Annotated in this window: 23 protein-coding genes; 12 read left to right on the top strand and 11 right to left on the bottom strand. The window is 39.4% G+C overall.

The features are described from left to right. The first annotated feature begins 92 nt into the window (after positions 1-92). The 10 genes from HUU81_RS11320 to HUU81_RS11275 all read left to right on the top strand — a co-directional run bounded on the left by HUU81_RS11320 (position 93) and on the right by HUU81_RS11275 (position 8594). On the top strand, positions 93-590 hold the full coding sequence (locus HUU81_RS11320; RefSeq protein WP_199609059.1) for an HvfA family oxazolone/thioamide-modified RiPP metallophore: 498 nt from the start codon (positions 93-95) through the stop codon (positions 588-590). A 187-nt stretch (positions 591-777) separates the two neighbouring features. Continuing rightward, complete coding sequence (locus HUU81_RS11315; protein ID WP_199609058.1) at positions 778-1626, top strand: HvfB family MNIO-type RiPP peptide maturase; 849 nt, start codon at positions 778-780, stop codon at positions 1624-1626. Further along, the gene (locus tag HUU81_RS11310) at positions 1619-2374 is read left to right on the top strand and encodes an HvfC family RiPP maturation protein (RefSeq protein WP_199609057.1); all 756 of its coding nucleotides are present in this window, start codon (positions 1619-1621) and stop codon (positions 2372-2374) included. The genes HUU81_RS11315 and HUU81_RS11310 overlap by 8 nt, the downstream gene beginning before the upstream one ends. Before the next feature lie 281 nt (positions 2375-2655). Further along, positions 2656-3033: a response regulator gene (locus HUU81_RS11305; RefSeq protein WP_199609056.1), complete on the top strand. Its 378-nt coding sequence runs from the start codon at positions 2656-2658 to the stop codon at positions 3031-3033. A 145-nt stretch (positions 3034-3178) separates the two neighbouring features. Beyond that, complete coding sequence (gene apt, locus HUU81_RS11300) at positions 3179-3724, top strand: adenine phosphoribosyltransferase (RefSeq protein WP_199609055.1); 546 nt, start codon at positions 3179-3181, stop codon at positions 3722-3724. Between the two features lie 2 nt (positions 3725-3726). Continuing rightward, the gene (gene dnaX, locus HUU81_RS11295) at positions 3727-6090 is read left to right on the top strand and encodes a DNA polymerase III subunit gamma/tau (protein WP_199609054.1); all 2364 of its coding nucleotides are present in this window, start codon (positions 3727-3729) and stop codon (positions 6088-6090) included. Between the two features lie 78 nt (positions 6091-6168). Then, on the top strand, positions 6169-6495 hold the full coding sequence (locus HUU81_RS11290; protein WP_199609053.1) for a YbaB/EbfC family nucleoid-associated protein: 327 nt from the start codon (positions 6169-6171) through the stop codon (positions 6493-6495). 134 nt (positions 6496-6629) lie between these two features. After that, positions 6630-7244, top strand: coding sequence for a recombination mediator RecR (gene recR / locus HUU81_RS11285; protein WP_199609052.1), 615 nt, complete (start codon positions 6630-6632; stop codon positions 7242-7244). A 39-nt stretch (positions 7245-7283) separates the two neighbouring features. After that, complete coding sequence (locus HUU81_RS11280) at positions 7284-7517, top strand: hypothetical protein (RefSeq protein WP_199609051.1); 234 nt, start codon at positions 7284-7286, stop codon at positions 7515-7517. Between the two features lie 93 nt (positions 7518-7610). Continuing rightward, positions 7611-8594 carry a questin oxidase family protein gene (locus HUU81_RS11275; RefSeq protein WP_199609050.1) on the top strand — a complete coding sequence of 328 codons (984 nt, stop codon included), beginning with the start codon at positions 7611-7613 and terminating at the stop codon, positions 8592-8594. 185 nt (positions 8595-8779) lie between these two features. Here HUU81_RS11275 and HUU81_RS11270 read toward each other — a convergent pair whose 3' ends face one another. Next, on the bottom strand, positions 8780-10231 hold the full coding sequence (locus tag HUU81_RS11270) for a hypothetical protein (protein ID WP_199609049.1): 1452 nt from the start codon (positions 10229-10231) through the stop codon (positions 8780-8782). Positions 10232-10323: 92 nt separating this feature from the next. On the opposite strand from HUU81_RS11270, the gene HUU81_RS11265 reads away from it, so the two are divergent. Then, positions 10324-10884, top strand: a complete 561-nt coding sequence (locus tag HUU81_RS11265; RefSeq protein ID WP_199609048.1) for a MarR family winged helix-turn-helix transcriptional regulator — start codon at positions 10324-10326, stop codon at positions 10882-10884. Positions 10885-10952: 68 nt separating this feature from the next. On the opposite strand, the gene HUU81_RS11260 is transcribed toward HUU81_RS11265, so the two are convergent. The 10 genes from HUU81_RS11260 to fadE all read right to left on the bottom strand — a co-directional run bounded on the left by HUU81_RS11260 (position 10953) and on the right by fadE (position 21490). After that, complete coding sequence (locus HUU81_RS11260) at positions 10953-11288, bottom strand: hypothetical protein (RefSeq protein WP_199609047.1); 336 nt, start codon at positions 11286-11288, stop codon at positions 10953-10955. A 5-nt stretch (positions 11289-11293) separates the two neighbouring features. After that, positions 11294-11827 (bottom strand): dihydrofolate reductase family protein, encoded by a 534-nt coding sequence (locus HUU81_RS11255; protein ID WP_199609046.1) that lies wholly within the window; start codon positions 11825-11827, stop codon positions 11294-11296. Positions 11828-11953: 126 nt separating this feature from the next. Beyond that, complete coding sequence (locus HUU81_RS11250) at positions 11954-13813, bottom strand: DUF885 domain-containing protein (protein ID WP_199609045.1); 1860 nt, start codon at positions 13811-13813, stop codon at positions 11954-11956. Positions 13814-13937: 124 nt separating this feature from the next. Continuing rightward, complete coding sequence (hemW, locus tag HUU81_RS11245; RefSeq protein WP_199609044.1) at positions 13938-15098, bottom strand: radical SAM family heme chaperone HemW; 1161 nt, start codon at positions 15096-15098, stop codon at positions 13938-13940. Positions 15099-15101: 3 nt separating this feature from the next. Beyond that, positions 15102-15716 (bottom strand): XTP/dITP diphosphatase, encoded by a 615-nt coding sequence (locus HUU81_RS11240; RefSeq protein ID WP_199609043.1) that lies wholly within the window; start codon positions 15714-15716, stop codon positions 15102-15104. 44 nt (positions 15717-15760) lie between these two features. Beyond that, positions 15761-16432: an HAD-IB family hydrolase gene (locus HUU81_RS11235; RefSeq protein WP_199609042.1), complete on the bottom strand. Its 672-nt coding sequence runs from the start codon at positions 16430-16432 to the stop codon at positions 15761-15763. Positions 16433-16481: 49 nt separating this feature from the next. After that, the gene (locus tag HUU81_RS11230; RefSeq protein ID WP_199609041.1) at positions 16482-17006 is read right to left on the bottom strand and encodes a GNAT family N-acetyltransferase; all 525 of its coding nucleotides are present in this window, start codon (positions 17004-17006) and stop codon (positions 16482-16484) included. 231 nt (positions 17007-17237) lie between these two features. Then, the gene (locus HUU81_RS11225) at positions 17238-17915 is read right to left on the bottom strand and encodes a YehS family protein (protein WP_199609040.1); all 678 of its coding nucleotides are present in this window, start codon (positions 17913-17915) and stop codon (positions 17238-17240) included. Positions 17916-18042: 127 nt separating this feature from the next. Beyond that, positions 18043-18837, bottom strand: a complete 795-nt coding sequence (locus HUU81_RS11220) for a DUF1206 domain-containing protein (protein ID WP_199609039.1) — start codon at positions 18835-18837, stop codon at positions 18043-18045. A gap of 184 nt (positions 18838-19021) precedes the next feature. Further along, positions 19022-21490 carry an acyl-CoA dehydrogenase FadE gene (gene fadE, locus HUU81_RS11215; protein WP_199609038.1) on the bottom strand — a complete coding sequence of 823 codons (2469 nt, stop codon included), beginning with the start codon at positions 21488-21490 and terminating at the stop codon, positions 19022-19024. 198 nt (positions 21491-21688) lie between these two features. Here fadE and HUU81_RS11210 point away from each other — a divergent pair, with 198 nt between their 5' ends. After that, positions 21689-22453, top strand: coding sequence for a class II glutamine amidotransferase (locus HUU81_RS11210; RefSeq protein WP_199609037.1), 765 nt, complete (start codon positions 21689-21691; stop codon positions 22451-22453). The last annotated feature ends 355 nt before the right edge of the window (positions 22454-22808 follow it).

The raw sequence follows: 22808 nt of genomic DNA, 5'->3' as shown, positions 1-22808 counted from the left end.
TAATTTTTTGAGCGAATTATAAAATTTTTTGAAAGAAATTTATTGCAGCTGGGGTCTTAAGTTACAAAAGGCAATCCATAAAAGGAAACAACATGAAAACGATTAAACAAACAAGCATCGCGGCAGCGGTTGGTGCAGTTGCAGTAAGTACAGTTGCGTTAACTTCTGTTAATGCTAATGCAAATCCATTTGAAGTAAATGAACTTGTTGCGGGTTACCAGTTAGATGCTGGTGAAGGCAAATGTGGTGAAGGTAAATGCGGCGAAGGCAAAAAAGCCAAGAAAGAAGGCAAATGTGGCGAAGGCAAGTGCGGTGAAGGTAAATGCGGCGGCGACAAAAAAGCCAAGAAAGAAGGTAAATGTGGCGAAGGCAAATGCGGTGAAGGTAAATGCGGCGGCGACAAAAAAGCCAAAAAAGAAGGTAAATGTGGCGAAGGCAAGTGCGGTGAAGGTAAATGCGGCGGCGACAAAAAAGCCAAAAAAGAAGGTAAATGTGGCGAAGGCAAGTGCGGTGAAGGTAAATGCGGCGGCGATAAAAAAGCCAAAAAAGAAGGTAAATGTGGTGAAGGCAAATGCGGTGGTGCTGCATAGTTAACAGCCTTTATCCCAAAGTATTAAGTTGTAGTGTGTTGGTTTAGTTAACTAACTCACGTAATAAAAGCCAGTTAATGTAATCGTTTAACTGGCTTTTATTTTACCTAACCTAAATGCTAGTGCGTTAAGTATTTAGGTTAGGTTTACCTGTCTTAAATGAGTAAAAGAATGTTAGAAGGTGTTTATGGATAAAGAACAGACACTTCATGGCGCTGGTCTGGGGTTACGAAGAGAAATGCTTGATGAGGTGTTGTCACATTCGCCAGATGTCGTCTCTTTTTATGAAGTGGCACCAGAAAACTGGATACCACTTGGGGGGAAGTACGCAAAGAAATTTAGACAGCTAACCGAGCAACATAGTTTTACCACTCATGGTTTAAGCTTATCGATTGGTAGCCCCGCCGCGTTAGATGTTGACTTTGTAAAACAAGTGAAAGCATTTTTAGATTTGCACAATATTAGTGTTTACAGTGAGCATTTAAGTTACTGCTCAGGTGAAGGGCACATGTATGATTTGATGCCGATACCGTTCACCGAAGATGCGGTAGCGCACGTTGTCAGCAGAGTTAAAACCGTACAAGACATAATTGAAAGGCCATTGGTACTTGAAAATGTATCTTATTATGCAGCGCCAGGACAACAGCTTTCAGAAATCGAATTTACCAATGCGGTACTTGAAGGGGCTGACTGCGAGCTATTACTCGATGTAAATAACATCTATGTCAACTCGATTAATCATGGATATGATGCTGAAACTTTTTTGGCGGCACTACCAACCCATCGAATTCGATATGGACATATAGCAGGTCATTATAATGAAGATGTTGATCTTATTGTTGATACACACGGTGCAGATGTGATCACGCCCGTTTGGCAGCTATTACAAAAAGCCTATGAAATTCATGGTGTTTTCCCTACGTTATTGGAAAGAGACTTTAATATTCCGCCACTCTCGGAGCTGGCTAAAGAAGTGAAATTAATTAAAAAGCAACAAAGTGAAGCAATGAGTAATCCGAAGGTATGTTATGGCTGAAACATCGTTTAAAGACGTTCAAGCAACATTTATGGCACACATTCGGGATCCTGAAAATATAGCGCCATTGGATGATATAGAGGATAGACGTTTAAATATTTACCGAGAGTTATTCTTCAATAATATTGAAGGGTTTGTTTCATCAGGCTTTCCGGTGCTAAAAAGTTTGTACAAAGAAGATGAGTGGTTGAGCTTGGTTAGAGCGTTTTTTATTTCTCATGATTGTAAATCGCCTTATTTTTTACATATCTCGAAAGAGTTTTTAGATTATATACTTGAGGAAAGAGCCCCAGAGAACGCTGAGTTTCCATTTATCCAAGAGCTTGCGCATTATGAGTGGATAGAGCTAGCATTAGCGACCGCAGAAGATGATGTTTCATTGCCGATTGAAGGGAATGTAGAACACACTCCATTAGCGCTATCTTCTTTGGCTTACTCATTAAGTTATCATTTCCCAGTTCATCAAATATCCATTGACTTCATCCCAACTGAACCGTTAGATGAACCTATTTACTTGGTTGTATACCGCGATGTAGGTGATGAAGTTCAGTTTTTACAAATTAATGGTATTACTGCAGTGTTACTTAGTTTTATTCAGCAGCAGCCAGGGATCCGATTTGCTGAACTTGTCACCAGAATTGATGCAATGTTTGAGCAATTAACGAAGCAGCAAATTGAAGCAGGGGCGCTGACCGTTTTACGACAGCTAGCCGACAAAAGAATTATTCGACAAAAAGCAGACGAATAAATGATCATTCAGTGCTATTTCAGCGATTAACTCGACTGCTCTGATCTTCTAATATTAAGCTTCACAATTATTAAAGCTCAGCTATAGTTATGAGTTAGATTCTGTTACAAAACAGAGCGCAATATGCATTTGTATTGTCTCAAGTGTAGTGTAATTTATAGTTGGATTTAGGCTGAAAAATCATATGCAGTCGATTTTTATGTAGTTAGCTTGAAAAGTTGTAATGCGATAATCCTGTTAAGCAGGTTATTGCGGGTACAGGTAATGTTAAGGTGAAACACATGAATCAACGTATTTTGTTGGTTGATGACAATATAAAAGTTCGTAGTAACTTGTTGTCTGAACTAACCAAGATGGACTATTTAGTTATAGAAGCCAGTGACGGCTTAGATGGATTAAAAAAAGCAAATCAATATGACGTAGATTGTTGTTTAATTGATTACAAAATGCCAATTATGGATGGAGTGATACTTTGTAAAAATCTTCGTAAACTCGCTAAATATAAACATACTCCCATTTATATAATGACCACAGAAAAAAATGAACAACTGATCAATCAAGCAAAAAAATATAATGTTCAAGTGGTCTTAGAAAAGCCTATCTCGTCAAGTTTGTTATTATCGGTTATTGGCGAAGGTCTTAACGATAAAATTGCTTAATAAGACATTGGGTAGTGTGTTTCAAGTAAATTTTCAAACAACATGACAAGGAAGTTTGCTCGCAATTTCACTTCCTAATGGTATCGGCGAGTGATCTTTGTCATAATGCGCGTTTTTACGAAATACACCACTCGAGATCCTTATCATGAGTAATGAACAACTTGAATTAATTAAAGCCAGTATTAAAGCCGTAGCTGACTATCCAAAGCCAGGTATCATGTTTAGAGACGTGACAAGTCTAATGCAAGATCCTGAAGCTTTCTCGTTAGTGATCAATCATTTTAAAGAAAAATATCAGGACCAAGGGTTTACTAAAATCATTGGAACTGAGGCGCGTGGCTTTATTTTCGGTGCACCGTTAGCATACGCAATGGGCGTTTCATTTGTGCCTGTTCGCAAGCCAGGTAAATTACCAAGAGAAACAATTGCAGAAAGCTATGCACTTGAATACGGTACAGATACACTAGAAATTCACACTGATGCACTTGAAGCAGGTGATAAAGTACTTTTAGTTGATGACCTATTAGCAACGGGTGGCACAATTGAAGCTACCGCTAAATTAGCAGAGCGACTGGGTGCAAAAGCTGAACATGCTGCATTTGTTGTATCGTTGCCAGATTTAGGTGGCGAGGCAAGACTTAAAAACTTAAATATAGATGTTCATGCGATAGTTGAGTACGAAGGCGACTAACGATGAGCTATCAGGTTTTAGCAAGAAAGTGGCGTCCTGCAAATTTTTCTGAATTAGTTGGTCAAGACCATGTAAAAATGGCGTTGACCAATGCGCTAGAACAAGAAAGATTACATCATGCTTACTTGTTCACTGGGACCAGAGGTGTTGGTAAAACAACTATAGCCCGTATTCTTGCTAAAAGCCTGAACTGTGAAAAAGGCATTACTGCAACACCTTGCGGACAATGCAATGTATGCAGTGATGTAGAGCGAGGTCGCTTTGTTGATTTAATTGAAATTGACGCGGCCTCGCGCACCAAAGTAGAAGATACCAGAGAAATTTTAGATAACGTTCAATATGCACCTACGCAGGGTAGATATAAAGTTTACCTTATTGATGAAGTGCACATGTTGTCTAAACACAGTTTTAATGCGTTACTAAAAACGTTAGAAGAGCCCCCGCAACACGTTAAGTTTTTATTGGCCACAACCGATCCTCAAAAACTCCCAATCACTATTTTATCGCGCTGTTTGCAATTTAATTTAAAGTCATTAACGCGCTCGCAAATTGCAGCACAGCTTACCTTTATTCTTGAGCAAGAAAATATTACTGCACAAGCAAGTGCACTGCAGTTATTAGCAAAAGCTGCGAAAGGAAGCATGCGAGATGCGCTGTCGTTAACCGACCAAGCAATTGCGCAATCCAATGCATCGTTAACTGATGATCAAGTTCATCAAATGTTAGGTACATTAGACGTTTCATGGGCTGTAAAATTACTACAAGCTATTTTTGAACAGCAAGTCGCGCAATTGTTTCAATACAAAAGTGATATGGAACTATTGGCGCCAGATTACGAAAGTATTCTTGATGATATTTTGAATTTGTTGCACTTAATTGCTTTAACGCAAGTACTACCTAGTGCAGCTGAACTTGAAGAAGAATACGAGGCGTTTGTTAAGCATGCAGCTGATACGGTAACGGCGGAAGATATCCAACTTTATTATCAAATTGTGCTCAATGGTAAGCGCGACTTGCCTTTTAGTGCTGACAATAAAGCTGGCTTTGAAATGGTCATGCTGCGGATTTTGTCATTCAAGCCTGTTAGTGGTGCTAGGCAGCAAGCGCAAGCTGCAACGGTGCAAACTACTCATCAAGCTGGTGGCCAATCAACAAATTATTCTGAGAAGAGCGCTCCTGAAATATCAGTGCCGCCAGTTTCTGAAGCATCGGTTGCTGAAACATCGGCTGTTGAAGCATCGGTGACAGTACAGCACACTGCCAGTGATCAAGATGAAAGTAGTCAAAACTTAGCGCAGCAGCAAGCTGAAATTATGCAGCAAGCCGAGTCAATGAAGGGGCACTCACTAGATAACGATTTATTAGGTAGCGATTCATTAGGAAACGATTCATTAGAAAAAGACTCATTCAGCAGCAATCCAACAGACGCCAACCTGTTACCTGAACAAGAAGCCCATTCTGCGGTGTCTGCACAGCCTGCGCCATTGACGGCAAACACAATTGAACACAGTGATCCACTCGCCGCCATACTAGCAACTAGAACAAATTCTAATGAACGTGCGTTTACGCAGGCGGATAGTGAAAAAAAGTTAAGTAAGCCGCCTGAGGCAACAAACAATGCTGAAGCTGCACCGCAAGCGACTGTCACGAACTATCAGCAAACGGATGAATCACCCTATTCAACTTTAGAGCAAGCTCAACAGCAAAGCCCTGTGCAAACCGCAGAGGTTGCAAATGCATCATCCATTCAGCACTCTGTTGAACAGCCTTTTGGTCAGCCTTCACGGTCTGCAGGCATTGAGCAAATTGATAATGCAAACCTTACTGGAGTTAGTCCATCAGATGAAAATAACACTGCCGTAGAAAAAAGCGCAGATGAAAATAGTAGTGAACTGGAAGCGCAAACAACGCCCGTAGCACCGCCTGAAGCTCCTCAATTAATTGCTTTATCTGAGCAGGGGTACACCGACCAAGTAAGAATCGCCTCACAAGTCGATCAGTGGGCTAATTTAGTAGATAGAACTGGTGTGACTGGGCGGGTTCGCCAAATTGCACTGCACTCTGTTTGTGAGCAAATTGATGATACATTTAAGCTTACACTCGCCAATGAGCAAAGCCACTTAGTAACTGAAAATTCGTATAATCAACTATTAGCCGCACTACAAAATACATTGCAACAAAATGTCATACTGCAAATTGAAAATACGCAAGAATTACTAAAAACCCCCTATAATATTCAAATAGAGATTGATCAATATAGGTTACGTCGCGCCAAAGAAATTATTTTTTCTGATCCTGTTGTTCAGTTTATGCAACAAGAGTTTGACGCACAGGTAAATGAAGATAGCATTAGACCGCTAAATTAGGTCTTGTAATTTAGGTTAACTGCCCATATCTTGAGGCTATTAATCGATTTATTTAGCATTATTAAAGAGAGTAAGATTATGTTTAAAGGTGGCATGGGCAACATCATGAAACAAGCCCAAAAAATGCAAGAGCAAATGCAAAAAGCCCAAGAAGATATCGCAAAACTAGAAGTAGTTGGTGAAGCGGGCGCTGGCATGGTTAAAGTAACAATGTTGGGTAATCACAATGTTCGCCGTGTTGAATTAGATGAAAGTCTAATGGAAGACGATAAAGACATGATTGAAGATCTATTAGCCGCAGCAGTTAACGACGCTGTCCGCCGTGTAGAACAAACTAATAAAGAAAAAATGGCAGAAGTAACGGGTGGCATGAATTTACCACCGGGTATGAAAATGCCATTCTAAATGCCTTTTTGAGGTATTAACTCAAGCAATTATTGAAAGCCACCCTAAGCATAAAAGGGTGGCTTTCTTTTTGTTGTGTTCAAGTGATATAAATAGCAGAAAATATTTCAAATTTCAGTTGAGTAGGTAATAAGATGAAATTTAGCCCATTAGTTTCAGAGTTAGTAGAGTCACTAAAATGTTTGCCGGGTGTAGGGCCAAAATCTGCTCAACGTATTGCTTTCCATCTTCTTGAAAGAAATCGGTTGGGCGGAGAAAAGTTAGGAAGTGCATTATTATCTGCAATGGAAAACGTTGGTCATTGTGAAAAATGCCGAACCTTTTCAGAGGAAGCGATATGTAGTATTTGCCAAAATCAGCGTCGCTTAGATAATGCGACATTATGTGTAGTAGAGTCACCTGCTGATGTTGTTGCCATAGAGCAAACAGGCCAGTTTACGGGTCGTTACTTTGTGCTTATGGGCAGGTTATCTCCGTTAGATGGCATTGGCCCTAAAGAAGTAGGGCTAGACGAGTTAGAGCATCAACTTGCCAGTGATCATATTAAAGAAGTCATCTTAGCAACAAACCCAACCGTTGAAGGTGAGGCAACCGCTCATTATATTGCTGAAATATGCGCTAAATATGATATTCAAGCCACTCGTATTGCTCATGGTGTACCTGTAGGTGGTGAATTAGAATATGTAGACGGTACTACGCTGTCACATGCATTTACTGGTAGAGCCGTCATCAATTCCAACCGAAATTAACATTACTTAGTTACAGTTAACCGTATTAAGGGACTATATATGCCAAAAGGACAAGGTAAATCTCAATCAAGTTTAGCTAGTTCAGTATCAAGTTTGTTTGCAAGTGTGCTTACCACTTATTTGTTGTTTGGGCTTGAAATAAATACCACTTATTTTGTTGGTGAAACAGATCTAGTTCTGCTGGCTGTACGGGGATTAACTTTTTCCGTCAGTTTTTATATCTTCCATAAGTTTTTCCGTTGGCTTTACTCAGCGTCACCCGACAAGAATTAGCGTGCTAACAAAGAAGAAGTTATGTAAGGTAGAAAGCCAGTTATTGTACCGTCATTTAGATCTTAATAATTTATTATACTAATAGGGATGTTCATGAATAAATCTAATAACCTTAGTAGCTTACTTGATGAGGCCGGTCAGTTTCACCCTTTATATGGTAAAGGACTTGCCACCCATTTGCCGATGGTATTAATAGCGTTAAACCGTTTAAATGCTTCGGATGCTAAATTAGCACGCACTTTTTCAAGTAGTATTCATGGGCTTGATCGTATCGGTAGTTTAGAAAATATAACGCCTGTTAAAGATATCTCCAATTACTTAGGTAGTAGCAAACAATTTAAAAGCTATCTTAGGTATTTCAAAAACGAACTAGCGTTAAAAGGAATGAACGCCGTATTAACTCAGTCATTGCCAGTTTTAATTCGTGGTCTTTCAGCGTCAGCTTTTCACTCACTTATTCGTTTAGCTTATGCCGTAGAAGCAAGTAATGAAAGTGAAGCGGCGATAGCACTCGCCTATTGGTGTGCTGAATATCAGCCCTTCGCTTTAAATGAATCATTTACGACTGAAACCTTGGAAGAGATACTTTTAAGAGTTGCTCCAATAGGTGTAAACCATGCGTTTTCGCCGGGAATAATTGTAGACAGAATGAATGAAATTGGTGAGTTGTTGAACCAGCAAAACATTGTGATCCAGCCTGAGCGCATTGATCTTGCTACGGTAAGAACGTTTGCATTAAATACCTTTTGCGCCCAAGATGACTTCACTCTTTTGCACACGGTTACGGGGTGTCACGCATTGTCTATGCTTTTGCCATATTTAGACAATGAAGAATTGGCCATACGCGAGTTATGGAAAGGAATATTGGTTGCGTATTTAAGCACAGGGCTGAGTTATGATCTGCCTGAAATAAAACCGATGAAAGAGAAAGTGGACTTTCAGCCATTAATTAATAAAGCGATATTATCAGACGACTCTCATGTCATTAAGCTCACATACACATGCTTCTGCGAATTCAAAAAACATGAAAACCCAGTTTACTATAAAGTTGCCAAAAGAGCGGTTGAGGGTAGTTAACTAAAATCACCGTGATTCTAGATTAGTTGCCTCATGTTGGCTTTTTCAGGCTCTCGAGAAAAATTTAAAGTGAATGTTGAAAATATTAAGCAAGTGCACACATTGGGTGCGAGTTCAGAGCGCTTATAAAATTTCTCAGTAAGTAGTTTGCCCCCTTTATTGTGATGCAAGGGGGCGATTACATCTTAATAGTCAGTTAATTGCTTAGGTGTCACTGAGTAAGGCAAACTTAAATCACCAGATAAAATATCGTGAACGGTATTCACCCGTAGTACAGGGCCAACGCCTGATAAATCCACATTCATTCCCGCAGTAACACTGTCAAAGTTAAATGTCGTTATATTATTTACCCTTTGAGTAGGTACAATAATCCGTAATAAATTATCTTGTGCAAACGCATGAAAGTTAGGTGAGTCGATATACATGGGCATTGGCGACGTTGGGGGCAAGTTTGCGGTATTTGCAGAAGGAACTGATAAGCCCGCCTGAGATTCTTCATCAGATACAAGAGCAACCCAGTGAGTATGATAAACCTTACCGTCATCTCCGTAATTATTGTTATTATTCTCGTCCCAAAGCGGTGTGTCGTCAAAGTCAGGATGTGTTGTCACTGCCAAGGCAAGAGTAGCACCTGAAATATTCTTAAAACCAACTTGCTCTGGTGAAAGGGTGGTTGGAAATACATAGCCCAGTACAGATGCACCGTCGACTTGCCCATTCGATGTTACCGTTTTTGTGGCGGCATTACCCTGCGTATAAATAGAAAATATTAAGCTGTCGATTTCTGCTACATAATCTACTGATGCATCATTAAGCTTTAACGTACCTTCATCACCAGCTACGGTTATATCAGGCCAATTGCTCTGAGGCATAGTTTCAGTGCCTGTAACTTCTAGTATGCTTGAAAAGCTATCATATATTCTTTCAACTTTTAGTAATGGCGCCTCACCATTCGCATCCACTTCTAAATATGCCGTTAACGCATTTGCAGTAAAACTATTACGGCGATTTATTGCATTAGCGGGCACAATGACATGTAACTTTTCTGTTTTTTCTAAAATAGTAAAACCGGGGGAGTCTAGGTACATCGGCATCGGTGAGGTTGGTGTTAATACATCTGTATCTTTTGCCTGCACAACAGCTAGCTTTTCAGTAGCAAGTTCATTTTGCTCAAGTACGACCCAGTGAGAGTGATAGAGCACGCCGTCATCGTCGTAAGCTTGGTTATTGTTTTCGTCCCAAAGCGGTGTGTCGTCAAAGTCTGGGTGGCTAGTTATAGCTAGTGCGACAGTACCTTCAACATGTTGATAGCCAATATCTGCAGGTGAAAGGTTAGTCGTGAATACATAACCAAGTACGGGGGCTCCATTTACTTGACCCGCGGGAGTAGGAACTACCGATGCTACGTTATCCATCGCTTCAATGGTAAACAAAAAAGAGTCTAATACTGGCTCGTATTTTACTGCTGCTGAACGTATTTCAAATGACGGGCTGATATAGTTATCGCCTGGCAAGCTTACAGGAGGCTGCATAACATTATTATGGCCTGTAAATGAATTTGAAGGGCTGTTATTACAAGCGCCTAATAACGCAATTAAAACGCTGGCACTGACCGCACGTATTGTAGTAACAAACATTGTTTTCTCCTTAATATTGTTTTGAGTCGAAACCATATTAATCTTATTATTTTAGGGTTGTCAAGCTTGTTCTTAGTCGATACTATTTGTTTATGAATACGATCAAGTTATACAAATCCGTTGAGCGACTTAGTGAGTTGCTTAAAGTAGGAGCAAGAAAAGCAGGAGCTGAACATGGTTTGCAACCTGTTCAGTTAGAGATTTTGCATTATCTTTCTACATGTAATAAATACTCTGACACGCCGATGGCGGTGACTGAGTATTTGGGGCAAACGAAAGGAACGGTTTCACAATCTATAAAAACATTGGTTTTAAAAGGTTTAGTTGAGAAGATTGCAGATGAGAATGATAAACGAACCACGCATTTAGCAGTGACGGCTACTGGAATAGCGCTACTTGGTGAAGTTATTCCAAGTGAGTTATTTGTAAATGCGTGTGATCAGCTCTCAGAAAGTAATAAAGAGCAGATTTCACAGGCTCTTAATACATTGCTGAAAGCAATCATTCAAACAAATAATATGAAAACGTTTGGTGTTTGCCATAGCTGTAAACACAATAGAAAGCTTGAGGACGGCAGTTATTATTGTAATTTGGTAAAAGTGCCTTTAACGTTAAATGACATATCACTAATTTGCAGAGAGCATGAAAACTAGCCATATTAAGCCGTATAACTGCTAGCGTTAATCGGCTAGTTTTGTGAGGTTATCAACGCTTGATGTATTCATCTGGCTTCAGTTTCAAGGTTGCAGGTTCGGCACTTAAATAAGTCTGGTTTAAACCTTCCTGTCATAATTAAATCGGCGCTACCTTGGCAACCCTCTCTTTCACAACTTGCTGGTGTCAGTTTGTTTACAATCCTAAAAACAGACATCCAAATTGCAACGGTAAGTATGGCACTAATAAAAAATATCATGATTGGAAATGGTATTTCATGACCGGTTAGCTCGTCTATTAACGTTTCAAAATATTCTATTAGCCTTAGTGCAAACGGTAAGGAAAGAATCATCAGCACTAATTTAACTCTACGATTTGTTCTTTGTTTTTTTAGATTTAGCATTAAGTTTATTTTTCTCGAATAAAATGATTTTTTACAAGGTAATCTAGATACCTTTCAGATTTAACATGCCTAAACTTTATGGGGGCCGACAATTCTGAAAACAAAGGTATACCGCCACCAAGCACTACTGGAATAGTCGTGATGATAAGTTTATCAATCATGTCTGCTTTTAAAAAGTGCTGAATAGTTGCGCCACCATCAATGTAAAGATTATTAAAGCCTTTTTCATTTAGCGTTTTAACGATGTTATTCGGTTCACCCTTAAGTAATGATACTTTATCTTGGTAAGCTTCAGGCACTGATGAAAGGCTATTGCTCAGTACAAAAACGGGTTTTGAGTATGGCCAATCGCAATCAAAGCTTAAAATCATTTCGAATGTGTTTCTTCCCATCACTAATGCATCTATTTCAGCCATAAATTGGCTAAAACCGAAGTCTGAACCATCAGGGTTTGGAAAGTCATGTAGCCAATCAATTTGGTTGTTTTTGTCGGCTATGTAGCCATCAAGGCTAGTGGCAATGTAAACGATGTTCGACATATAAGGCCTATACCTAATTAGCTGGTTGCTGGATGTAGAGTTGATTGTTAAACGAGTTGTAGAGCTAGTTGAATGTAAAAATGCCCTTACTAGATGAATAAGTAAGGGCATAAGTCAATTTACATGTTATTTGCTTGCAATATACTCGTCAACAAAGTCTTCAAGTACATTTAATGGTAATGCCCCGTTTTTCAAGATAACGTCGTGGAATTCACGAATATCAAACTTGTCGCCCATTTGCTTTTTCGCATTTTCACGCAGCTCTAAAATCTTCAGCATACCAATTTTATAAGCGGTTGCTTGCGAAGGCATTACAATGTGACGCTCAACCATTTTCACTGCATCTGGCTTTGGATTAGGCGTATTATTTACGTAATAATCAATGCCTTCTTCACGTGTCCATTTCATAGCGTGGATACCAGTATCAACCACTAAGCGGCACGCGCGCCATAGTTCCATTGCTAGTCTACCAAAGTCTGAGTATGGGTCTTCATATAAGCCAATTTCTTTAGGCACAAGCTCACTGTATAAGCCCCAGCCTTCAATGTATGCCGTGTAACCACCAAACTTTCTAAACTTAGGAATGCCTTCCAACTCTTGAGCAATAGCTAACTGCATATGATGTCCTGGAATACCTTCGTGGTAAGCAAGTGCTTCCATTTGATAGGTTGGCATGTCGCTCATGCGATACAGGTTGGCATAATAAATACCAGGACGGCTGCCGTCCATTGAAGGCGACTGATAAAAGGCTTTACCTGCTGACTTTTCACGGAACGCTTCTACTGCTTTAACCGTTAAATCGGCTTTTGGTTTAACAATAAAAAGTTCGTCTGAACGGGCTTTCATATTGTCAATCATCGCAGTGGCTTCACGCAAGTAACGTGCTTTACCTTCTTCGTTTTCAGGGTAGTAGAACTGTGAGTCGGTACGCATGAACTCGAAAAATGCTTGCAGGTCGCCTTTAAAGTCTACTTTTTTCATTATTTGGCGCATTTCATTATGAATACGCGCAACTTCTTTCAAGCCAATGTCATGAATTTCTTTTGCAGTTAACTCTGTTGTGGTTGTTCTTGCAAGGGCATTGTTATAGAACGCATCGCCTTCAGGAAACTTCCATGCACCGTCTTTATTGTCAGCTTTTTTCTCAATATTCTGAACACTAGCAATGAGTTTTTCGTAAGCAGGTTTAACGCTATCTACTAACGCTTTTTTGGCTTGGTTAATCAGCTCATCTTTTTTCGCTTGGTCAATTTCAAGCTTATTTACTTTGCTGCTGAAATCAGCTAGTAGTGTGCTTGCTTCACCTTTAGTAAATGGCGCACCTGTAATAATATTTTGGCTATCGCTAATAACATACGGGTAAACAAATTTTGGCGCAATAATGCCAACGTTGGCACGACGCTCTAGACCATCAATAACTTGATCAAAAAGCGTAGGGATGGCATTTAAACGGGCAATGTAGGCTTCCGCGTCTTTAACTTCTTCAATACCATGCTGGTTAATTAGCATTGATGGAATTTGTGAATGATAACCAAACATTTGATTTAGCGGGTAATCGTAATCGCGCCATTTGAAGTCAGCAATGTCATTCTTAAGCTGCTGCTTCATTAGCGTCAAGCTTACTTTTGTTTGAGCATCTAATTTAGATTCATCAATTTGATTAACTCTTTCTAAATTTTCAATCGCGATTTGGTGTTCTTTTTTCTCGTTTTCTTCTGAAAGATCGTCCCACTTATCATAGTCATCTTTAATGCCTAGGTAAGATTGATACATTGGGCTACGCATAACAGTTTCGTTAAAAAGCTGTTCGAATAACGCATTGGCTTTTTCTGACTCTGATTGCTTCACATTTTCTTTTGATGCTTTAGCTTCAGTAGCTTGGGCTGTTTGCGCTGACGTTGATGTGTTATCAACCGTCTCGTCGCCACAACCACTTAACAGTGCAGCAGATACAGCTAGTGCAGCAAGGCTTAATTTGGTAGACATGATTTACTCCATACAATCTAATAATTATTATTTTGAACACTGCAACATACTATCTGACCAAAGCCACTATATGAATTAAAAGAATGTAAGTTTTCTTATAAAAAAGCGATGTTGCAGTAAAGTTTTACATAAATAGCGCTAAAAGCGTGTTTAAATGCCAGCGGCCTTGTTGTGTTAAGGTCACTATGTTGTTGTTAACTGTGATTAACTGTTTGGTTTGAGCTTGTTCCAGTATAGAAGAAACATGGCTAGAAGGAAGGCCTGTATATTGCTCAAATTGATTAAGATCACAAGGTGAAAATAATCTAAAACGATTTAAGAAAAACTCAAATGGACGATCACTTTCTGCAATTTCTTGCTGTTCATACAAATAAGGCTTAGTTAAATCCATATAGCCTTTTGGGTGCTTAACTTTGCTCGTACGGATGATTTTATTTTGTTGCGGCAGGGTTATTTTGCCATGCGCGCCACATCCAATTCCAAGATAATCACCAAACTGCCAGTAGTTTAAATTATGCTTACACTGGTAATCTGGCTTACTGTATGCCGACACTTCATACTGCTCATAACCATTGGCGAGCAATAAAGCGTGGCCACGTTCTTGAATGTCCCATAAGGTGTCGTCTTTTGGTAACACGGGGGGCTGAGAATAAAACAGCGTATTTGGTTCTAGCGTAAGTTGATACCAAGACAAATGCGGTGGCGCTAAATCTATTGCGTGTTGCAAGTCAGATAGCGCATCATCAATAGATTGGTTTGGCAAGCCGTGCATTAAGTCAAGGTTAAAGCTGTTAAGCCCAATTTGATTCACCCACTTAGCCGCATCAATGGCTTGCTGCTTATCATGAATTCTACCTAGCGCAGACAACTTTTGTTCTTGAAAACTTTGAACTCCCAACGACATGCGAGTGATACCGGCTTGTTGAAATCCTTGAAACTTTTCTGTTTCCAATGTGCCAGGGTTAGCTTCCATGGTTATTTCAATATCTGACTCAAAAGGGATCAATGCTTGAACCCCATCAAGTAACGTTTTCATTGCTGCTTGGCTAAGTAATGAGGGCGTTCCTCCACCAATAAAAATGGAATACAGCTTTCTGTTTTGTACATATTTTAGATCTTGCTTTAAGTCATCCAAAACATGCTGAATATACGCTGATTCAGGAATGCTCTGGGTACCCTTATTTTTTAAACCATGTGAATTAAAGTCGCAATAAGGACATTTTTGAACACACCACGGAATATGGATATAAAGACTAAGCGGAGGAAGCGTTAACATAGCAGGCATTTGCTAATTACTTTCTTTAGCAAGTGCTGCTGTTTGTGCACGCAGCTTATTAAGTAATAGTTTTAGGGCTTGACCTCTGTGGCTAAGGCCATTTTTAACTTCAGGCGCTAATTCAGCAGACGTACATTGTTGGTCTTCTACCCAGAATACAGGATCATAACCAAATCCACTTAAACCACTAGGAGCTTGAGTAATTGTGCCTTCCCATGTGCCCTGACAGATTATTGGGGTTGGATCGTCGGCGTGGCGCATATAAACCAACACACATTGAAAACGTGCAGATCTGTTTTCGTTATTTTTAAGCTGTTCAAGGAGTTTTTCGATGTTATCTTGATCACTCGCATTACTGCCTGCATAACGCGCAGAGTAAATGCCAGGTGCGCCATTTAGTGCATCAACCTCGATACCAGAGTCATCTGCAATAGCGGGTAATCTAGTTATCTTCGCAGCATGACGTGCTTTAATAATGGCATTCTCAACGAAAGTAGTGCCCGTTTCTGGAACTTCAGGTACATCAAAATCACTTTGTGGAATAACGTTGATATTTAAAGAGAAAAGCATTTCGCCTAATTCTTTTACTTTACCTTTGTTGCCAGTGGCTAACACAATAGATTGCATGCTTGAGACCTTCTCGCATTAAATAATTTTTGAACTCAGCTATTTTAACTTAATTTGGATGAAATTAACGATTTTATGCGATTTAAATTGTTGCCTTGATAAACGTGATGGTGCGCAAGAGATAGCATGGGATAATCTTCAGGCGTATCGCCATAGGCATAAATTGTGTTGTATTGATGAAGAGGGAAGTGTTGTTGTATTCTTCGAGCTTTTTCTTCACCACAGCAGTCGGCGCCTAAATACTCTCCTGTATAAATTTCATCGTTCGTGTTTAAGTGTGCGGTTTCTAGCTGCGAACACAGTAGTTTTAGGTTATTGCGTTTACACCATACTTTTAGGTACACATCGAGTGAAGCAGATACAATAACTACAGTATCGTTTTGCTGTTTGTGTAGCTGCAGGCACTCGTAAATTTCTGGCCTAATAATGTGTGGAAATAAGTCATCAACATATTGTAATGCGGTTTCTTCCACAGTACTTGTTGATAGCCCTTTAAGTACGATAAAGGAGCTTTTTACGCGTGCGTGAGTGGCAGATATTAACCCTAACTTGTAGCAAAATAAAACAGGTATAACACATAGTTTTCGCCAAATGGTTTTGGCAGTATATGGACTGCTATTAAGTATGCGCTTAATAAATGTTGAGTACGTGTCAGTTGTTGTTAGCGTACCGTCGAAGTCGAATAACGCTAAGTTAGGTTTGTTCGACCTTGTCATCGTGATTTTAAATTGTCATCGAAATTTTAAAACGTTAAAAGCACTAACGTTATGAGTAGTTTATGTTTTTATAAAAATAACACGTATCTTCGTGGTTATTATTAGAGTCTACGGTGAAGTTAGGAATTGTCCCTGCGGCTATATAGCCAATTTTTTGATAGAGAATTGACGCAATGTCACCCACACGCGTATCCAATACTAATAAATACCTGTTTGAGCGTTGTGCGTATGACTCAAGCTCTATCATCAGAGCCTTAGCAACCCCTTTTCCTCTTGCGGTTGATAAAACCATCAGTTTTTCAACTTCTGCTCGGTGTCGCGCATTATCTTTAATGCAAAGACTTAATTGTACCGAACCAACCAACTGATTATCGATAATGGCAACTAATAAAATTTTATTACGTTGCTCGAGATCATTGGCAATGCTTTGCCAATATTTCATTGCGTCTTCTAAACTAAAGGGAAGGGTAAAGCCAATAGAGGCTCCTGTAGTAACACAATCAAATAATAAGTTGCTAAGTGGGGATAAGTAAAATTGAAGTTGTTTAGCGTTGCTGATTGTAATTATTTCCATTTATTCATACATCCTTTGTTACTACTATAGATAATCTAACAATATTAAATAGTTAATTAAAGTAGTATTCTCAAACAATCGTTGAAAAATAGGTTGTAGTGTTCACGCTCATATCGCTTGTTGACCTTTGGAAATAATCATAACGTCTTAGCTACGTTAGCATTAAGGGTAACACTACAAAAATGTGATGAGGTTGTCGAAAACAAGCGTCAACAAAACCTCATCGCATCATTATTTATCAGAAGACTTCAATTTAAGAACGTTTCTGTCTGACTTCTGCTTCTTTTTTGCATTAGGGTTTACATACATCTTTGAGGGTTTTGACTGTGTTTTTCTAACTTGCTCAGCTTGCTGGTTTTCATCAGTATTTTTAGCAGGTTTAGCTTTAAATTGCTGGTACGCAGATTGTGCAGCTTCATCTTCAGCTTGCTCACGAGACTTAGGCAAAGGAGATTTGCGGTATTTATGCTGAATCGCTTGTAAGAAGTTTCTTAACACCTGATCTTTGCAGTCACGATAATGTTTATGATCTGGTTTACGAAAAAACGCAGTTAATTCAGCTTTGCTCATTGAGAAATTGACTGAGGAAAGCATGGCGACAATATCTTCTGCTTTTAAATTGAGTGCAATCTTAAGTTTATTAAGAATGATATTATTCGTTAGTTTTTTTTCTACAGGACGTTGCTCACCATCTTGTTTTCCACGCTTTTCGTGTATTAAGCCAGTTAAAAAGTAAGCCAGCTGATTATCAGTGCAATTAACAAACTCAGGGTCGTCTTCTTTTTTTAGCCAACTTTTTAATTGTTGCTGAGTGACATCTCGCCCAGCAGAGGCAAATAAAGCAATCATTTTTTTGTCATTAAATTCGAAGCTAAATCGAAGGCGGCGTAATATATCGTTATTGTTCACTATGGTTCCTGAAGATAATTAGCGTAAGCTTAATTCGTTACCCATATAAATGAGGGTGTGATGAAAATTGCAGGCTGCATAATAGCAAAGTTTCAGGGTAAATGCTGTGCTCAGTTAAGTTGTCGAATTAAGTTTTGCGATAACGCGCTTCAAAACCACAAAAAATACCAAACGCAAGCAGTCCTGAACCTGTTAAACCTAACAACCATATACCGTAGGGTTGTGCTAATAATGTATCAAGCGCCTCTTTTAAGCCACCTGCATGGTTTGGATCATGCAAAATGGCAGCTTGTATAAAGAAGCCACCCACAATGCAGTACACCAAACCTCTCGCGCCAAAGCCTAATATGCCTACTTTTCGAGTGATATTTTTTTCGTGACTACTCATGTCATCAGTCACAAATTTATCCATAAAGTCGACTTTAAAGGCATGTTTACATTGTAAAAGTGCAAATATCACTATCACTCCACCAAGTGCGGCCACTAGCCACTGTCCCCAAGCTTCTTGCATTAATCTTCCTGCCATAGATTGGCTAGTACTCGAATTTTTATCATTGCTACCCAGCAACATGTTTACCGCCAATATACCGATTGAGGCATAAAGTAACCCAGAGATGAAATAGAAAGCCCGTGTAAAAATAGCTTTAGGTTTATTATTTTCTAAACCTTCTGGATTTAACAGTCCTTGTATCCAGCGCCATGATGTGTAACAAAATAAGCACGTTGCTAAAATAGTAAGAAGTAACCTTCCAAAAGGTTGGCTTAAAATTTCTTTAAATACATTCTCTTTTGACACATCCTCAGTGCTTGCCGAACCGTAGGCAGCCAGAATGGTGAATAATCCTAAAATGCTATAAACAACACACTTAGCGCCATACCCTGCTCGCGCCACGAAGGTGATCCAGCTTGCATTACTATTCAATATCGTTCGCCTTATGAAATTAAAACGTGTTGTTAAGAATGAATGAGGAAAGGTTAGTATAGCTAAGAAAGTTAGATGTCGTAGGGAAGTAGGCTAAAGGCTTATGTTTATAAAAAAAAGCACTTCAAAAATGAAGTGCTTTTTACGTTGGTTGGAAACCTAATAGACTATTTAGTTAAGGCTATTACGCTGCTTTAGAGTCAGACTTGCTGCTCTTTTTCTTGTCTTTACCAACTTGACCGCCTTTTAAGTAGTCAGACTCAAAGTCGTCTACATTAATAGAGCGTAAACGTCCTTCTTCAGCTCTGTGAAGAAGTGCAGCTTCTTTGTCGGTAATGATACCAGCAGCTAAACCTTTATCGGCTACTTCACCAAGACGGTAGAAAGGTAGCTTCTCACCAAGGCCCAGACAGATTTTGTCGAAAATTGGCTCTGACGCGATAATGTCGTCTAACGCTTGTTCTTGCATACCAATTGCGTTGTTATCTTCACGCGTTAGGTAGATATTGCGTGCTAACGCTGTACGCGCTTCAGAAGGCGTTTGCAAGAATCTAGCTACTTTGTGATCTAACGTATCAGCAGGCTTTTGCAGTGTTTTACCTAATGGGAATAACACTAATTTAAGGAACTTACCAACTAAGCGATTAGGGAAGTTTTCTGTTAGTTCATACAAGGCATCTTGTGCTTTATATAAGCTATCTTCAGCTGCCCATTGCATAAGCACCTTGTGCTCAGCTTGGCGGCCTTCATCATTAAAGCGCTTAAGTGTTGCAGATGTTAAGTAAAGTGCACTTAAAATATCGCCTAAACGTGCAGATACACGCTCTTTACGCTTAAGGTTGCCACCTAACGTTGCCATTGCAATGTCAGATGTAAATGCAAGTGCTGAACTAAAACGTGATGCTTGTTGATAATAACGTTTAGTTGAGTCGTTATAAGGCGCACCAATGAACTTAGCGTTTGTAAGCGACAACCAGAATGAACGGAAGAAGTTACTGATGCTAAATCCAATATGACCAAATAACGCACGATCAAAGGCTTTAACCGCTTCACGATCATCTTTAATTTTAGCTGCGTCTAATTCAGCTAATACATATGGATGACAACGAATAGCACCTTGACCATAAATAATCATATTTCTGGTAAGAATATTCGCACCTTCAACCGTAATAGCAACTGGCGCACCTTGGTAGCCACGAGCTAAATAGTTATTTGGGCCCATACAAATACCTTTACCGCCGTGAACGTCCATCGCGTCGATCATGGTTTCACGCATGCGCTCAGTCATGTGATATTTTACAATAGCTGAAATAACAGATGGTTTTTCACCAGCGTCTATTGCTGCTGTACCCATTGTTGTTGCTGCATCTGCAAGGTAGGCATACCCGCCAATGCGTGCGATTGGTTCTTCAATACCTTCCATTTTACCAATTGGAAGTTTGAATTGGCGACGAATGCGGCTGTATGCACCTGTTGCTAATGCCATTGCTTTAATGCCACCAGTACTGTTTGAAGGCAATGTAATTGCACGACCAACCGACAAACATTCAACTAGCATACGCCAGCCTTGACCTGCCATTTCTGTACCACCAATGATGTAATCAAGAGGCACAAAGATTTCTTCACCTTGAGTAGGACCATTTTGGAACGGTACGTTAAGCGGGAAGTGACGACGGCCAATTTTTACGCCTTTTGTGTCAGTAGGGATTAGAGCACAAGTAATGCCTAAATCTTCTTCATCACCAATTAGCTTTTCAGGGTCGTATAGTTTAAATGCAAGACCAAGTACAGTTGCTACAGGGGCAAGTGTTATATAACGCTTGTTCCATGTAAGCTTCATACCAAGTACTTCTTTACCTTCCCATTCACCTTTACATACAATACCAAAGTCAGGTATTGCGCCAGCATCTGAACCTGCTTCTGGGCTGGTTAATGCAAAACAAGGAATTTCTTTACCTTGGGCAAGGCGTGGTAAGTAATGATCTTGTTGTTCTTTGGTACCATAGTGCTGAAGTAGCTCACCAGGGCCTAAAGAGTTTGGTACACCTACAACACTTGCTGCAACGGTGCTTTTACTCGTAATTTTTTGTAATACTTGTGACTGTGCATAAGCAGAAAATTCAAGGCCACCAAACTCTTTTTTGATAATCATCGCAAAGAATTTATTGTCTTTGAGGTACTGCCAGATGTGATCAGGAAGATCCGCATGTTCATGAGTGATTTCCCACTCGTCTAGCATGCCACATAACTCTTCAACAGGGCCGTCTAGGAAAGCTTGCTCTTCAGAAGATAAACGAGGTGCTGTGTAATTGTGCATTTTCTGCCAATCTGGGTTGCCTCTAAATAAGTCGGCTTCCCACCAAGTTGTCCCAGCATCTAGTGCTTCTTGCTCTGTTTGAGACATCTCAGGCATGATTTTGCGATACATTTTAAGTAATGGCTTAGTCATGTATTGCTGACGAATATTTGTCAGGTTAAAAGGTACCATTATCGCTAAATACACTAACCAGCCAATGATGGAAACAACGTCAAATACGGTGCCTACAATCATTAAGATGGCAGTACAAATTGTAAATGTCGTTAGGTTAGAACGGTTATATGCCAAATATCCACAAATAAGGATGAAAGACAGAAACCAAATTGCTGTTATCATAATTTCTCCAGTTTTTAGAGGTCAGACCACTAGTAATAGAGTAGAATGAATTCTGTAAACTTTCAAGCTAAATAATCATTTGTACTATAGGTTTAACGAATTAAAATAAAATGTTCTTACGGGTTGCTTTTTATTTGCTCAACTTGAGTTTAAAGAACACACCTAAGTATTATTAATACGTTCAGTTAGGAAAAAAAGATGTGTGAATTGTTAGGAATGTCGGCCAATGTGCCAACAGATATTTGTTTTAGCTTTTCAGGCTTGCTTGAACGTGGTGGTAATACTGGCCCACATAAAGATGGGTGGGGAATTACCTTTTATGAAGGAAAGGGATGCCGCTCATTTAAAGATCCACTTCCTAGTTTTGAGTCTGAAATTGCAAAACTTGTGAAGTCTTATCCGATCAAAAGTTGCGCTGTAATTAGCCATATTCGGCAAGCGAATAGAGGACGAGTATGTTTAGAAAATACCCATCCCTTTACTCGAGAATTGTGGGGAAGAAGTTTTACCTATGCGCATAATGGTCAATTAACAGGTTATAAATCATTAACAACCAAACACTTCCACCCAATTGGTAACACCGACAGCGAGTTGGCTTTTTGCTGGCTATTAAGTGAAGTCAAAGAAAAGTACCCTACAAAACCTAAAAATATGAAGTCTGCATTTCGTTATATTGCAAAGCTGTGCAGTCAATTACAAGCAATGGGTGTTTTCAATATGTTACTGACTGACGGCGTGTACGTGCTAGCATATTGTTCAAATAATTTGCATTGGATAACTCGCAAAGCACCGTTCGGCAAAGCAACGTTAATCGATGCAGAAATGATGGTCGACTTTCAACAAGAAACAACCCCCAACGACATTGTTACAGTAATCGCGACACGGCCCTTAACTAACGACGAAGAGTGGCAAAAAATGAACTCAGGCGAGTCTATTTTATTTCGTCATGGAGAAGTGGTGTGACGATGATGTGAAGGGAAATGGGCATAGAATGGTTTACGGATAAGTATAGCGAAATCTAATAGCTTTAATACGCCTATACTAAGTTGGATTCTTGATAGTTGGTTATTCCCAGCAAGATGGGTAGACACAGTGTGAATATATTACAGTTAAGTGCATTGTTAAAGGAGGTTAGAGCGCACATAAAGAACATGGCTCAATTATTACTTTTTCATAAGTGCTAGTTGCCCAGAAAAAAAGAATAACTGTAAGTTTATGATATAAATCCCATTGGTCTGCATAAAAATTCAAAAAAATTAAAAAATAGCTAAACATTTTTCGTATTCCTTGGACTTATTAAATATAACAGCATCGTTGG

The organism is Flocculibacter collagenilyticus (assembly GCF_016469335.1).
Taxonomy (GTDB): Bacteria; Pseudomonadota; Gammaproteobacteria; order Enterobacterales; family Alteromonadaceae; genus Flocculibacter; species Flocculibacter collagenilyticus.
The sequence above is the reverse complement of the archived record's forward strand: the minus strand, read 5'-3'. Positions and strand labels throughout refer to the sequence as shown.

Excerpts from the sequence above, each read along its gene's own strand:
- HUU81_RS11320 (WP_199609059.1), top strand. The coding sequence starts at position 93 with ATGAAAACGATTAAACAAACAAGCATCGCGGCAGCGGTTGGTGCAGTT.
- HUU81_RS11315 (WP_199609058.1), top strand. The coding sequence starts at position 778 with ATGGATAAAGAACAGACACTTCATGGCGCTGGTCTGGGGTTACGAAGA.
- HUU81_RS11310 (WP_199609057.1), top strand. The coding sequence starts at position 1,619 with ATGGCTGAAACATCGTTTAAAGACGTTCAAGCAACATTTATGGCACAC.
- HUU81_RS11305 (WP_199609056.1), top strand. The coding sequence starts at position 2,656 with ATGAATCAACGTATTTTGTTGGTTGATGACAATATAAAAGTTCGTAGT.
- apt (WP_199609055.1), top strand. The coding sequence starts at position 3,179 with ATGAGTAATGAACAACTTGAATTAATTAAAGCCAGTATTAAAGCCGTA.
- dnaX (WP_199609054.1), top strand. The coding sequence starts at position 3,727 with ATGAGCTATCAGGTTTTAGCAAGAAAGTGGCGTCCTGCAAATTTTTCT.
- HUU81_RS11290 (WP_199609053.1), top strand. The coding sequence starts at position 6,169 with ATGTTTAAAGGTGGCATGGGCAACATCATGAAACAAGCCCAAAAAATG.
- recR (WP_199609052.1), top strand. The coding sequence starts at position 6,630 with ATGAAATTTAGCCCATTAGTTTCAGAGTTAGTAGAGTCACTAAAATGT.
- HUU81_RS11280 (WP_199609051.1), top strand. The coding sequence starts at position 7,284 with ATGCCAAAAGGACAAGGTAAATCTCAATCAAGTTTAGCTAGTTCAGTA.
- HUU81_RS11275 (WP_199609050.1), top strand. The coding sequence starts at position 7,611 with ATGAATAAATCTAATAACCTTAGTAGCTTACTTGATGAGGCCGGTCAG.
- HUU81_RS11270 (WP_199609049.1), bottom strand. The coding sequence starts at position 10,231 with ATGTTTGTTACTACAATACGTGCGGTCAGTGCCAGCGTTTTAATTGCG.
- HUU81_RS11265 (WP_199609048.1), top strand. The coding sequence starts at position 10,324 with ATGAATACGATCAAGTTATACAAATCCGTTGAGCGACTTAGTGAGTTG.
- HUU81_RS11260 (WP_199609047.1), bottom strand. The coding sequence starts at position 11,288 with ATGCTAAATCTAAAAAAACAAAGAACAAATCGTAGAGTTAAATTAGTG.
- HUU81_RS11255 (WP_199609046.1), bottom strand. The coding sequence starts at position 11,827 with ATGTCGAACATCGTTTACATTGCCACTAGCCTTGATGGCTACATAGCC.
- HUU81_RS11250 (WP_199609045.1), bottom strand. The coding sequence starts at position 13,813 with ATGTCTACCAAATTAAGCCTTGCTGCACTAGCTGTATCTGCTGCACTG.
- hemW (WP_199609044.1), bottom strand. The coding sequence starts at position 15,098 with ATGCCTGCTATGTTAACGCTTCCTCCGCTTAGTCTTTATATCCATATT.
- HUU81_RS11240 (WP_199609043.1), bottom strand. The coding sequence starts at position 15,716 with ATGCAATCTATTGTGTTAGCCACTGGCAACAAAGGTAAAGTAAAAGAA.
- HUU81_RS11235 (WP_199609042.1), bottom strand. The coding sequence starts at position 16,432 with ATGACAAGGTCGAACAAACCTAACTTAGCGTTATTCGACTTCGACGGT.
- HUU81_RS11230 (WP_199609041.1), bottom strand. The coding sequence starts at position 17,006 with ATGGAAATAATTACAATCAGCAACGCTAAACAACTTCAATTTTACTTA.
- fadE (WP_199609038.1), bottom strand. The coding sequence starts at position 21,490 with ATGATAACAGCAATTTGGTTTCTGTCTTTCATCCTTATTTGTGGATAT.
- HUU81_RS11210 (WP_199609037.1), top strand. The coding sequence starts at position 21,689 with ATGTGTGAATTGTTAGGAATGTCGGCCAATGTGCCAACAGATATTTGT.